Origin of the sequence: Kocuria sp. SL71 (assembly GCF_026672465.1) — a bacterium.
In the GTDB taxonomy this organism is placed as follows: domain Bacteria; phylum Actinomycetota; class Actinomycetes; order Actinomycetales; family Micrococcaceae; genus Kocuria; species Kocuria palustris.
This window is the reverse complement of sequence record NZ_JAPPRE010000001.1, coordinates 1,754,288-1,767,915: the sequence shown is the minus strand read 5'-3', so window position 1 is coordinate 1,767,915 and position 13,628 is coordinate 1,754,288. Positions and strand designations below refer to the sequence as shown.

Below are 13,628 nucleotides of genomic sequence, written 5' to 3'. Positions count from 1 at the left end.
CCCTCCCATGCTACTGGGGCGCTGCCTCTGCACCGGGGGCGATCCCCGGGCGATGAGGCGCCGTCGGGCCTTGCCGAGCGGCATTGGCTGGATTAGAATGGCCCGCTGGTGTCGAACCGAGCCCGCCGCTCGCACGGGCGCCCCGCACGGGGCGCACCGCGGCAGTGGTAGGCTCGAGGACCGGCGTGCGGGGCATCCGCCCCACAGGCCTGAAGGGCAGTGGCGCAATTGGTAGCGCAGCGGTCTCCAAAACCGCAGGTTGCAGGTTCGAGTCCTGTCTGCCCTGCGCAGCCCGCGTCCTCCTCCCGTGAGCAGCATGGCGTCGCCGAGCGCTCGCGGGAGGGCGGATGCGAACAGCGCAGACCATCACCCGATGGTGCGGACCAAGCGCGAGGCCCTCTTGAGGAGAACCGATGTCGCAGAGCACAGCCGCTGATCAGCCGGGCGGTGAGCCGGAGCAGAAGTCGAACGGGATGTTCGGCGGACTCCTCCTGTTCCTGCGCCAGGTCATCGCCGAGCTGCGCAAGGTCCACACCCCCACGCGTCGCGAGCTCGTGCAGTACACGCTCGTCGTCCTCGTCTTCGTGGCCTTCATGATGGGCCTGATCTCGCTGCTGGACTTCGGCTTCGGCCAGCTGGCCATGCTGGTCTTCGGCGACGGCGCGATCGCCTCCTGAACGACGCACGCCCGCCGGGAGCAGACACCGGCGCAGAGCACGACCGCTTCGCGAGCACGGCCTCGCGGCCACCCCAGAGCAGAGGAAAGCAGGGACTCCCAGTGACCCAGCACGAAGCTGAGAACGACGTCGACCTGGCGCCGGAGGACACGACTCCCGCGCAGGACGCCGCCGAGCAGGCTGAGACGGCTGCGCCGGCGAGCGTCTCGGCAGAGGCCGTCGAGGCCCCCGTCGAGCAGGAGTCCGTGCAGGACGCCGACCTGGCGATCGCCGAGGGCGCCGAGTCGGAGGAGCCCGCCCAGGCCCCCGTGGAGGAGGCGCCCGCCGAGGATCCCCGCAAGGAGTTCGCGGCCAAGCTGCGTCGGCAGGAGGGCGACTGGTTCGTCATCCACACCTACGCCGGCTACGAGAACCGCGTGAAGACCAACCTGGAGACCCGCATCCAGTCCTTGAACATGGAGGAGGACATCTTCCAGATCGAGGTCCCCATGGAGGAAGTCGTGGAGATCAAGAACGCGCAGCGCAAGACCGTGCGCCGCGTCCGGATCCCCGGCTACGTCCTGGTGCGCATGAACCTCACCGACGCCTCCTGGGGCGCCGTGCGCCACACCCCGGGTGTGACCGGGTTCGTCGGGCAGGACGCCTACAACCCCAACCCGCTGCGCATCGACGAGGTCGTCGACATGCTCAACCCGGTGTTCGAGGCCCCCGCCGCGGCAGAGGGCCAGGCCCCGTCCTCGGGCGGCTCCGCCGGTGCGACCGCCTCGGCTCCGGCCGTGACCGTCGACTTCGAGGTCGGCGAGTCCGTGATCGTCAAGGAGGGCGCGTTCGCGACCCTCCCGGCGACCATCTCCGAGATCAAGGTGGAGTCCCAGCAGCTGGTCGTCCTCGTGTCGATCTTCGAGCGCGAGACGCCGGTCACCATCTCGTTCGACCAGGTCTCCAAGATCTGATCCCCGACCGGTCCGCCGGGCCCGCTCGCGCGCGGATCTGGCAGACTGGTCGATCGTCGTCCTGACGCCGGCTGCTCCTCCGGGGGCCCGACTCGGATGCCGACTGCAGGCCCAGGGCCTGCCCCACATGCTTCGGCACCGCCGCGGGACGCGCTTTCGCGCGGCGGGCGCCGTCCGGCCGCCGCGCCACGGCGGCCACACCGCCGTCGTACGCTCCTGTGCGTCGGTACATCACGTCAGGAGGACCACACCATGGCTCCCAAGAAGAAGAAGGTCTCGGGTCTGATCAAGCTGCAGATCCAGGCCGGCGCCGCCAACCCGGCACCGCCCGTCGGCCCCGCGCTCGGTGCGCAGGGCGTCAACATCATGGAGTTCTGCAAGGCCTACAACGCGGCCACGGAATCCCAGCGCGGCAACATCATCCCGGTCGAGATCACGGTCTACGAGGATCGCTCGTTCACCTTCGTCACCAAGACCCCGCCTGCCGCGCAGCTGATCAAGAAGGCAGCCGGCATCCAGAAGGGCTCCGGCGTCCCGCACACGGACAAGGTCGGCTCGATCACCTGGGACCAGGCGCGCGAGATCGCCCAGACCAAGGCCGCGGACATGAACGCCAACGACGTCGAGGCCGGCGCCAAGGCGATCGCGGGCACCGCACGCTCGATGGGCATCGACGTCGTCTGATCCGGCTTCCAGCCGCAGCACGACACAGCACACGTAATCCCGTGGCAGGGCCGAGCGCGGTCCGCATGACCACGACTGCACAAGGAGAACAAGCAGATGGCAAAGCGCAGCAAGGCGTACCGGGCCGCCGCCGAGAAGATCGACGGCGACCGTCTCTACACCCCGGCCGAGGCGATCGCACTCGTCAAGGAGCTCGACGGCTCCAAGGCCGATTCCACTGTCGAGGTCGCCATGCGGCTCGGCGTGGATCCCCGCAAGGCCGACCAGATGGTGCGCGGCACCGTCAACCTGCCGAACGGCACGGGCAAGACCGCTCGCGTGGTCGTCTTCGCCCAGGGCGACAAGGCCGCGGCCGCTGAGGCCGCAGGCGCCGACTTCGTGGGCGCCGACGACCTGATCGCCAAGGTCCAGGGCGGCTGGGTCGACTTCGACGCCGCCGTGGCCACGCCGGACATGATGGGCAAGGTCGGCCGCCTGGGCAAGGTCCTGGGCCCCCGCAACCTGATGCCGAACCCCAAGACCGGCACCGTCACCATGGATGTCGCCAAGGCCGTCGGCGACATCAAGGGCGGCAAGATCGACTTCCGCGTCGACAAGCACTCGAACCTGCACTTCATCGTGGGCAAGACCTCGTTCGACCAGAAGGCGCTGGCGGAGAACTTCGCCGCCGCTCTGGAGGAGGTCCTGCGCCTCAAGCCGGCCTCGTCCAAGGGCCGCTACGTCTCCAAGATGACCGTCGCCTCCACCTGGGGCCCCGGCATCCCGGTGGATCCGAACGCCACCTCCGTCGAGTCCGAGGCCTGAGCCCCGCACGATCATCTGCCGATGAGCAGATGACCGCTCTTTTCCCCGGTGATTGACCGCCGCGGGAGGGATGCATGATCCTGAGGGGTCCAGTCGACAGCGACTGGGCCCCTCTTCCGTTGACGAGCGAAGCCCTCCGTGCGGCCCCTGCCGCACGTGCGCAGCCGGGCGCGCTCACCGTCGAAAGGCCCGATGTGCTCCCGAGCGAAGCCGTCCAGATCCGCCAGATCCGCACGCCGGAGGTCTTCGACGAGGCCGCCGAGCGCACCCTGGGCGAGGTGGCCGATCTGGTGCGCCGCTCGCGAGAGGCGATCTGGGGCACCGGGCAGCTGTCGAATGAGGCCGAGGACATCTTCCACGACCTCCACGACCCCTGGGAGCGCGTGGTCCTGCTGGGCGCCTTCCTGGACGATCGGCTCGTGGGCCGTGCGGAGATCCGGCTGCCGCTCGTCGTGCACACCCGCTCCGCCGTGGTGCTCCTGACGGTCGACCCGCAGTGCGAGGCCAGGGGCGTCGGGGTGGAGCTGCTGGCGGCCGCCGAGCAGCTGTGCGGGGCGGAGGCCCGTCGGCGGATCACGATCCAGTCGGAGCACCCCGGGCCCGGGGACCTGCAGGGCGATGGCCGCATCGGGTCTCCGACCGGAGCCATCGCCCAGGTGCGCCCCGAGGACTGGATCCCCGCCTCGGACGGCTCGGGGCGGCTGCCGCTGTCCAATCGTCAGACACGCTTCGCCCAGCGCGCGGGGTACACCCTGCGCACCGTCTCGGACGTGAGCCGGCTGTCCGTCCCCCTGGATCCGGAGGAAATGCGCAGGCTCGGCCAGGATGTGCTGGCCAGCGAGGGCGCGGAGGACTACCGGACCCACGTGTGGAAGGACGAGGCGCCGGAGCAGTGGCTCGAGTCGCTCGCCCGCCTGCATTCGCGGATTCCGTCGGACGCCTTCGCCGCCCCGGAGGTGTGGGACCCGGAGCCGTGGGACGCCGAGCGGGTCCGGCGCACCGAGGCGCTGCGCAGCTCCGGCGGCGATCGGTCCCTGATGGCCGTCATGGAGCACATCCCCTCCGGCGAGCTCGTGGGGATGACCGAGGTCGTCGTGCCCCGTCCCCATCGCGGGGCCGGGCTGCAGGACGAGACCGTCGTGCTGCGGGAGCATCGCGGTCGGCGGCTGGGACTGCGGCTCAAGCTCGAGAACCTTCGCCAGATCGCGCGGGAGACCCCGGGCGTCGAGTCGATCTACGTGTGGACGCACAGCGGCAACACCCGCATGAACTTGGTGAACCGCCGACTGGGCTCCGTCGTGGTGGGCCGCTCCGCGGTCTGGGAGCGGGCGATCGGGGAGGCCTGAGGCGAGGCTGCCGCGGTGGAGTTGCCGCTGGCTGCGCGAGCGGGTACTCTCGTGGCATCCAAAGACCGCCGGTCGCGGATCCGTCGTGCCTGCTTCACCTCGAAGCGGACGGAGCGGATCGCCGTAAGAGCCCCTCGGGGCGTCCAGCGCAGGTGTCCTGAACGTGCAAGACCTCTGATCCGCCTCTGGCGGTCAGCGTCCTGATGCGCCTCGGCTCCTGCCGGGGCGCTTTTCTCGTTTGGGGCACGAACGGCAGGCGCCCGGCACACCAGGAAGGAGTGCCATGGCGAACTCTGAGAAGTACGCCGCGGTGGCCGAGCTGAAGGGACGCTTCGAGTCGTCCACTGCAGCTGTGCTGACCGAATACCGCGGGCTCTCGGTGACGCAGATCTCGCAGCTGCGCCGCTCGCTCGGCGAGAACGCCGAGTACGCCGTGGTGAAGAACACGCTGGCCGGCATCGCCGCCCGCGAGGCCGGGATCGACGCATTCGAGGGACAGCTCCAGGGCCCCACCGCGATTGCGTTCGTCTCCGGCGATGCGGTCGCCGTCGCCAAGGGCCTGCGCGACTTCGCCAAGGAGAACCCCGCGCTCGTCGTCAAGGGCGGCTACATGGACGGTGCCGCCCTCGACGAGGCCGGCATCAAGAAGCTCGCGGACCTCGAGTCCCGCGAGGTCCTGCTGGCCAAGGTCGCCGGAGCCGCACAGGCTTCGCTGTCCCAGGCCGCAGCGCTGTTCCAGGCGCCGCTGTCCAAGACGGTCCGCACGGCCGAGGCGCTGCGCGCCAAGGTCGAGGAGACCGGCTCGGACACCGCTGCCGACGCCTGAGCGTCGACTCACCACGTACCAGAACCATCCTCCGTCGCGCCGCGCCCCATGCGGCCGACGGGAACAGACACCAGAAGGAGCCACATCATGGCCAAGCTGACCACCGATGAACTGATCGAGGCCTTCAAGGAGCTCTCCCTCATCGAGCTCTCCGAGTTCGTCAAGGCTTTCGAGGAGACCTTCGACGTCACCGCTGCGGCCCCGGCCGCCGTGGCCGCCGCCCCGGCTGCCGGTGGCGACGCCGCCGCCGCCGAGGAGGAGCAGACCGAGTTCGACGTCATCCTCGAGGCTGCCGGCGACAAGAAGATCGGCGTCATCAAGGAGGTGCGCGCCCTGACCTCCCTCGGCCTGAAGGAGGCCAAGGAGCTCGTCGACGGCGCTCCCAAGCCCGTCCTCGAGGGCGCTTCCAAGGAGGACGCCGAGAAGGCCAAGGAGCAGCTCGAGGGCGCCGGCGCCACCGTCACCCTCAAGTGATCCGTGCGGGCCTGAGCCCGCACCTCGCTTCAGACCGCCTCGCGGTCGGATCAGCGCCCCGCACGGCTCCGGCCGGGCGGGGCGCTCGTCATCTCACGGGTCGCCGCTGCGCCGCCGTCGACCGAGGCCGATGGATGTTCGACAAGGGGTAGACAACGGCTCTGGACTTGACGTAACCTGTTTCTTTGCGTCGTCCCTGAGTTCTGCGTGCCTTCATATAGCGGTGGGCGCCCCTCGGACCCGAGCCGCCGGCTCTGCGACCCGCGTCGGATCGATCCTCGCACGGCACCCTGCGCCCCGTGCGAGCAGTCCCCTCGCCCGCAGCGCCGCGTTCCGGCCGTCTCCGAGTCCTCCGGACGGGAACCGCGCGATTCACCTGCAGATCTGTGGAAGGAATCTCACTTTGGTCGCCTCGAGCACCGATTCGTCCGTCACCGCATCCCAGGCAGGAGGCAGCGTGCCCCGCCGCGTCTCCTTCGCCAAGATCCACGAGCCCCTGGATGTCCCCAACCTCCTGGCCCTCCAGACCGAGAGCTTCGATCGCCTCATCGGCAACGAGAAGTGGCAGGAGCGCCTGCGCCTGGCCCTGGAGGCCGGCGAGACCGGCGTCGCCACCACCTCTGGCCTCTCGGACATCTTCGAGGAGATCTCCCCGATCGAGGACTTCCAGGGCACCATGTCCCTGTCCTTCACGGAGCCGGAGTTCTACGACCCCAAGTACACGGTCGATGAGTGCAAGGACCGTGACGCCACCTACTCGGCCCCGCTGTACGTCAAGGCCGAGTTCATGAACAACACCACCGGCGAGATCAAGCAGCAGACGGTCTTCATGGGCGACTTCCCGCTCATGACCGACAAGGGCACGTTCGTGATCAACGGCACCGAGCGCGTCGTCGTCTCGCAGCTGGTCCGCTCGCCCGGCGCCTACTTCGAGCGCGGCCAGGACCGCACCTCGGACAAGGACATCTACTCGGCGCGCATCATCCCCTCGCGCGGCGCCTGGTTCGAGCTCGAGATCGACAAGCGCGATCAGGTCGGCGTGCGCCTGGATCGCAAGCGCAAGCAGTCCGTCACCGTGCTGCTCAAGGCTCTGGGCTGGTCCGAGTCCAAGATCCTCGAGGAGTTCGGCGAGTTCGACTCGATCCGCGCCACCCTCGAGAAGGACGCGACCGAGACCCGCGACGACGCGCTGCTGGACATCTACCGCAAGCTGCGTCCGGGCGAGCCGCCCACGGTCGAGGCCGCCCAGCAGCTGCTGGACAACATGTACTTCAACCCGAAGCGCTACGACCTCGCCAAGGTCGGCCGGTACAAGATCAACCGGAAGCTCGGGATCGACAAGCCCTTCACCGACCCGGATGCCTCCGTGCTCTCGGTCGAGGACATCGTCGCCATGATCCGCTACCTCGTCACGCTGCACGCCGGGGGAGACTCCATCGAGGGCGTGCGCGACGGCGAGACCCGCGAGATCCGCATCGACGTCGATGACATCGACCACTTCGGCAACCGCCGCATCCGCGCGGTGGGCGAGCTGATCGAGAACCAGATCCGCACCGGTCTGTCCCGCATGGAGCGCGTCGTGCGCGAGCGCATGACCACCCAGGACGTCGAGGCGATCACCCCGCAGACCCTGATCAACATCCGCCCCGTGGTGGCGGCGATCAAGGAGTTCTTCGGCACCTCCCAGCTGTCGCAGTTCATGGATCAGAACAACCCGCTCGCGGGCCTGACCCACAAGCGTCGGCTGTCCGCTCTGGGCCCCGGCGGCCTGTCCCGCGACCGCGCCGGCATGGAAGTCCGCGACGTCCACCCGTCGCACTACGGCCGCATGTGCCCGATCGAGACCCCTGAGGGCTCGAACATCGGCCTGATCGGCTCGCTGGCCACCTACGCCCGCATCAACCCGTTCGGCTTCATCGAGACCCCATACCGCAAGGTCCGCGACGGCGTCGTCACCGACGAGGTCGTCTACCTGACGGCCGATGACGAGCGCGGCGCCACGATCGCCCAGGCCAACGCCCCGCTGACGGACGACATGCGCTTCGCCGAGGACGCCGTGCTGGCCCGTGCCGCCGACGGCTCCGGCGAGGCCGTGCTGGTCGAGCCCGCGGACGTCGAGTTCATGGACGTCTCCCCGCGCCAGATGGTGTCGGTGGCGACCGCCCTGATCCCGTACCTCGAGCACGACGACGCCAACCGCGCGCTCATGGGCGCCAACATGCAGCGCCAGGCCGTGCCGCTGCTCGTGTCGGAGGCCCCGCTCGTGGGCACCGGCATGGAGCGCTACGCCGCCATGGATGCCGGCGACTCCGTGCTGGCCGTCAAGGCCGGCGTGGTCACCGAGGTGGCCGCCGATCACGTGATCGTGGCCAACGACGACGGCACCGAGAAGGAGTACACGATCGGCAAGTTCGTGCGCTCCAACCCGGGCAACACGTACAACCAGCGCGTCGTGGTCTCCGAGGGAGATCGCGTCGAGCCGCGCACCGTGCTGGCCGACGGCCCGTCGACCGATCACGGCGAGCTGGCCCTGGGCAAGAACCTGCTCGTGGCCTACATGTCCTGGGAGGGCCTCAACTACGAGGACGCCATCATCCTGTCCCAGCGCATGGTCTCGGACGACGTCCTGACCTCGATCCACATCGAGGAGTACGAGATCGATGCCCGCGACACCAAGCTCGGTGCCGAGGAGATCACGCGCGACATCCCCAACGTGTCGGAGGAGGTGCTCTCGGCTCTGGACGAGCGGGGCGTCATCCACATCGGCGCCGAGGTCCAGGCCGGCGACATCCTGGTCGGCAAGGTCACGCCCAAGGGCGAGACCGAGCTGACCCCGGAGGAGCGCCTGCTGCGCGCGATCTTCGGCGAGAAGTCCCGCGAGGTCCGCGACACCTCCCTGAAGGTGCCCCACGGCGAGTCGGGAACGGTCATCGGCGTGCGCGTCTTCGACCGCGACGAGGATTCGGACGATCTCCCGGCCGGCGTCAACCAGGTCGTGCGCGTCTACGTCGCGCAGAAGCGCAAGATCACGGACGGCGACAAGCTCGCCGGACGCCACGGCAACAAGGGCGTCATCTCCAAGATCCTGCCCCTGGAGGACATGCCGTTCCTGGCGGACGGCACCCCCGTCGACGTCATCCTGAACCCGCTGGGCGTGCCCGGGCGCATGAACCTCGGCCAGGTGCTCGAGGTCCACACCGGCTGGCTGGCCAAGCAGGGCTGGAAGGTCGAGGGCGACCCGCAGTGGCTGGATCACCTCACGAACTTCCCCAAGGAGACCGGCCCCACCAACGTGGCGACCCCGGTGTTCGACGGTGCCCGCGAGGACGAGATCTTCGACCTGCTGGATCACTCCAACGTGACCCGCGACGGAGATCGCCTGATCAACCACACGGGCAAGGCGCAGCTGTTCGACGGCCGCTCCGGCGAGCCGTTCCCGGATCCGATCTCGGTCGGCTACCAGTACATCCTGAAGCTGCACCACCTGGTGGACGACAAGATCCACGCCCGCTCGACCGGTCCGTACTCGATGATCACGCAGCAGCCCCTGGGCGGTAAGGCCCAGTTCGGCGGCCAGCGCTTCGGCGAGATGGAGGTCTGGGCGCTGGAGGCCTACGGCGCCGCCTACACGCTGCAGGAGATCCTGACCGTGAAGTCGGATGACGTGCACGGCCGCGTGAAGGTCTACGAGGCGATCGTCAAGGGCGAGAACATCCCGGAGCCGGGCGTTCCCGAGTCGTTCAAGGTCCTCATAAAGGAGATGAAGTCCCTGTGCCTGAACGTCGAGGTCCTCTCGGCCGACGGCCAGACCGTCGAGATGCGCGATGCGGATGACGAAGTCTTCCGCGCCGCTGAAGAGCTGGGCATCGACCTGTCCCACTCCGAGCCGAGCTCGGTCGAAGAGGTCTGATCACCTCCGACGTCGACCGCCCACTCTTTTTGAAGACTGCTTAGAAAGGGATCAAGGATCCTCATGTCCAACGATTCTTCGCTCAACCTCATGCGCATCGGCCTCGCCACGGCTGACCAGATCCGCTCCTGGTCGTACGGCGAGGTCAAGAAGCCCGAGACCATCAACTACCGCACGCTCAAGCCGGAGAAGGACGGGCTCTTCTGCGAGAGGATCTTCGGCCCCACCCGCGATTGGGAGTGCGCCTGCGGCAAGTACAAGCGCGTGCGCTACAAGGGCATCATCTGCGAGCGCTGCGGCGTCGAGGTGACCCGTGCCAAGGTGCGCCGCGAGCGCATGGGGCACCTGGAGCTCGCCGCTCCGGTGACCCACATCTGGTACTTCAAGGGCGTGCCCTCTCGTCTGGGCTACCTGCTGGACCTGGCGCCCAAGGACCTGGAGAAGGTCATCTACTTCGCGGCCTACATGGTCACGAAGGTCGATGAGGAGGCCCGCCACGAGGACCTCCCGAACCTCCAGGCCTCGATCGACCGCGAGAAGAAGGCCCTCGAGGACCAGCGCGATGCCGACGTCGTCGCCATCGCCGGGGACCTCGAGACCGATCTGGCCGAGGTGGAGAAGGAGGGCGGCAAGGCCGCCGAGAAGCGCAAGCTGCGCGATGCCGCCGACCGCCAGATGGCCAACGTGCGCAAGCGCGCCGACCGCGAGATCGACTCGATCGACCGCGTGTGGGAGCGCTTCAAGAACCTCAAGGTCAACGACCTCGAGGGCGACGAGGCGCTGTACCGCCAGCTGCAGGACCGCTTCGGCATGTACTTCGAGGGCTCCATGGGCGCCGAGGCGATCAAGAAGCGCCTCGAGACCTTCGACCTGGCTGCTGAGGCCGAGGCCCTGCGCGAGACCATCGCCACGGGCAAGGGCCAGCGCAAGTCGCGCGCCCTGAAGCGCCTCAAGGTCGTCAACGCGTTCCTGTCCACGGACAACTCGCCGCTGGGCATGGTCCTGGACGCCGTCCCGGTCATCCCGCCGGAGCTGCGTCCCATGGTCCAGCTCGACGGCGGCCGCTTCGCGACCTCGGATCTCAACGATCTGTACCGACGCGTGATCAACCGCAACAACCGCCTGAAGCGCCTGCTGGATCTCGGCGCCCCCGAGATCATCGTGAACAACGAGAAGCGCATGCTCCAGGAGGCTGTGGACTCCCTGTTCGACAACGGCCGTCGCGGCCGTCCCGTCACGGGCCCGGGCAACCGCGCGCTCAAGTCGCTGTCGGACATGCTCAAGGGCAAGCAGGGCCGCTTCCGCCAGAACCTGCTCGGCAAGCGCGTGGACTACTCGGGCCGCTCGGTCATCGTGGTCGGCCCGCAGCTGCGCATGCACCAGTGCGGTCTGCCCAAGCAGATGGCGCTCGAGCTGTTCAAGCCGTTCGTGATGAAGCGCCTGGTCGATCTGAACCACGCGCAGAACATCAAGTCGGCCAAGCGGATGGTCGAGCGCTTCCGCCCGCAGGTGTGGGACGTCCTGGAAGAGGTCATCACCGAGCACCCGGTGCTGCTCAACCGCGCCCCCACCCTGCACCGCCTGGGCATCCAGGCCTTCGAGCCGCAGCTCGTCGAGGGCAAGGCCATCCAGCTGCACCCGCTCGTGTGCTCGGCGTTCAACGCGGACTTCGACGGCGACCAGATGGCCGTGCACCTGCCGCTGTCGCCGGAGGCCCAGGCCGAGGCGCGCGTGCTGATGCTGTCGTCGAACAACATCCTCAAGCCGTCGGACGGCAAGCCGATCGCCCTGCCCTCGCAGGACATGATCATCGGCCTGTACCACCTGACCACCGTCCGCGAGGACGAGGTCGGGGCCGGGGAGAGCTACTCGTCGGTGGCCGAGGCCGTCATGGCCTTCGACGCCCGCAAGCTGCACCTCAACGCGCCGATCAAGGTCCGCATCGAGGACTTCGTCCCCGGTGAGGGCTGGGAGGCTCCGGAGGGCTGGACCGAGGGCGACACCGCCACGGTCGAGACCACCCTGGGCCGCGTCATCTTCAACCAGCAGCTGCCCGCCGGGCACCCGTGGTTCGAGGGCGTCGCGGACAAGAAGAGCCTCTCGCGCCTGGTCAACGACCTCGCCGAGGAGAACTCGATGGGCGTCGTGGCGCAGACCCTCGACAACTTCAAGGACGCCGGCTTCTACTGGGCCGCCTGGTCGGGCATCACGGTGGCGATCTCGGATATCGCCACGCCTCCGTCCAAGCCCCAGATCATGGAGGGCTACGAGGCGCAGGCCGCCAAGATCCAGACCCAGTACGAGACCGGTCTGATCGACGACGACGAGCGCCGCACCGAGCAGATCGACATCTGGACCAAGGCGACCGACGAGGTCGCTGCGGCCATGCGCGAGAACCTCGGCCGGCTGAACAACATCAACCGGATGGTCTCCTCGGGTGCACGAGGCAACTGGATGCAGGTCCGTCAGATCGCGGGCATCCGCGGCCTGGTGGCCAATCCCAAGGGCGAGATCATGCCCCGTCCGATCAAGTCCTCGTACCGTGAGGGCCTGACGGTGCTGGAGTACTTCATCGCGACCCACGGCGCCCGCAAGGGCCTGGCCGACACCGCGCTGCGCACGGCGAACTCGGGCTACCTGACCCGTCGTCTCGTCGACGTCTCCCAGGACGTCATCGTCCGCGAGGGCGACTGCGGCACGGATCGCGGCCTGACGCTGCCGGTCTCCGAGACCTCGGAGACGGGTCAGCGCGTGCTGGATGCCGAGGTGGAGAACACCATCCACGGCCGCGTGCTGGCCGTGGACGTGGCCGATGCGAACGGCGAGATCGTGGCCCAGGCGGGCCAGGACCTCTCGGACGGGCTCATCAAGGCGATCTTCGACGCCGGCGTGGACGAGGTCCGCGTGCGCTCGGTGCTGACCTGCGACTCCGCCGTCGGCGTGTGCGCGGCCTGCTACGGCCGCTCGCTGGCGACCAACAAGCTGGTCGACATCGGCGAGGCCGTGGGCATCATCGCGGCTCAGTCGATCGGCGAGCCCGGCACGCAGCTGACCATGCGCACGTTCCACACGGGCGGCGTCGCCTCCTCGGACGGCGACATCACGCAGGGTCTGCCGCGAATCCAGGAGCTCTTCGAGGCCCGCACGCCCAAGGGCGTCGCGCCGATCTCGGAGGTCGCCGGTCGCGCCACGATCGAGGACACGGAGAAGGGCGTGCGCGTCGTCATCACCCCGGACAACGGGGACGAGGACTTCGCGTACCCGGTGCTGCGCCGCGCCAAGCTGCTCGTGGCCGACGGCGAGTCCGTCGAGGTCGGCCAGCAGCTGGTGGCCGGTGCGGTGGACCCCAAGGAGGTCCTGCGCATCCGCGGTCGCCGTGCGGCCCAGAAGCACCTGGTGGACGAGGTCCAGGGCGTGTACCGCTCCCAGGGCGTGGGCATCCACGACAAGCACGTGGAGGTCATCGTCCGGCAGATGCTGCGTCGCAACACGGTCATCGAGTCCGGCGACACCGACCTGCTGCCGGGCGAGCTCGTGGACGACGTCCGCTACCGCGAGGCCAACCGCAAGGCGGTGACCTCGCAGCAGCGTCCGGCCGCAGGCCGTCCGGAGCTGATGGGCATCACCAAGGCCTCGCTGGCCACGGACTCGTGGCTGTCGGCCGCCTCCTTCCAGGAGACGACCCGAGTGCTGACGCAGGCCGCCATGGAGGCCAAGTCGGATCCGCTGGTGGGCCTGAAGGAGAACGTGATCATCGGCAAGCTGATCCCGGCCGGCACCGGCCTGGCTCGCTACAACGATGTGAGCGTGGAGCCCACCGAGGAGGCCAAGGCCGCCCTGTTCACGGACAGCGGCGCGTACGCGGACTTCTCGTACGCCGACGACTCGTCGCTGGGCGAGTTCCAGGCGATCCCGCTGGAGGACTACGACTTCGGCGCCAACTGACCGGTCGGC

The 13,628-nt window shown here is 68.7% G+C and carries 9 protein-coding genes and 1 tRNA gene; all 10 read left to right on the top strand.

Features of this window, described 5'->3' with window-relative positions; genetic code table 11:
• The first annotated feature begins 213 nt into the window (after positions 1-213).
• The 10 genes from OVA15_RS07940 to OVA15_RS07895 all read left to right on the top strand — a co-directional run bounded on the left by OVA15_RS07940 (position 214) and on the right by OVA15_RS07895 (position 13,619).
• Positions 214-286: transfer RNA gene (locus tag OVA15_RS07940), tRNA-Trp, on the top strand.
• Between the two features lie 127 nt (positions 287-413).
• Complete coding sequence (secE, locus tag OVA15_RS07935) at positions 414-677, top strand: preprotein translocase subunit SecE (RefSeq protein ID WP_006213537.1); 264 nt, start codon at positions 414-416, stop codon at positions 675-677.
• A gap of 101 nt (positions 678-778) precedes the next feature.
• Positions 779-1,630: a transcription termination/antitermination protein NusG gene (gene nusG / locus OVA15_RS07930; RefSeq protein WP_006213536.1), complete on the top strand. Its 852-nt coding sequence runs from the start codon at positions 779-781 to the stop codon at positions 1,628-1,630.
• A 252-nt stretch (positions 1,631-1,882) separates the two neighbouring features.
• Entirely contained in the window at positions 1,883-2,314 is a 432-nt protein-coding gene (gene rplK, locus OVA15_RS07925; RefSeq protein WP_006213535.1) for a 50S ribosomal protein L11, read from the top strand.
• A 96-nt stretch (positions 2,315-2,410) separates the two neighbouring features.
• A complete protein-coding gene (gene rplA / locus OVA15_RS07920) occupies positions 2,411-3,118 on the top strand; it encodes a 50S ribosomal protein L1 (RefSeq protein ID WP_006213534.1) in 708 nt (235 codons plus the stop codon).
• 194 nt (positions 3,119-3,312) lie between these two features.
• Positions 3,313-4,464, top strand: a complete 1,152-nt coding sequence (locus OVA15_RS07915) for a GNAT family N-acetyltransferase (protein WP_268144188.1) — start codon at positions 3,313-3,315, stop codon at positions 4,462-4,464.
• Between the two features lie 283 nt (positions 4,465-4,747).
• Positions 4,748-5,290 (top strand): 50S ribosomal protein L10, encoded by a 543-nt coding sequence (gene rplJ, locus OVA15_RS07910; RefSeq protein ID WP_024289920.1) that lies wholly within the window; start codon positions 4,748-4,750, stop codon positions 5,288-5,290.
• Between the two features lie 87 nt (positions 5,291-5,377).
• Complete coding sequence (gene rplL / locus OVA15_RS07905; protein WP_006213531.1) at positions 5,378-5,764, top strand: 50S ribosomal protein L7/L12; 387 nt, start codon at positions 5,378-5,380, stop codon at positions 5,762-5,764.
• 403 nt (positions 5,765-6,167) lie between these two features.
• Positions 6,168-9,674, top strand: coding sequence for a DNA-directed RNA polymerase subunit beta (gene rpoB, locus OVA15_RS07900; RefSeq protein ID WP_268144185.1), 3,507 nt, complete (start codon positions 6,168-6,170; stop codon positions 9,672-9,674).
• Between the two features lie 63 nt (positions 9,675-9,737).
• A complete protein-coding gene (locus tag OVA15_RS07895) occupies positions 9,738-13,619 on the top strand; it encodes a DNA-directed RNA polymerase subunit beta' (protein WP_053447826.1) in 3,882 nt (1,293 codons plus the stop codon).
• Positions 13,620-13,628 lie beyond the last annotated feature (9 nt).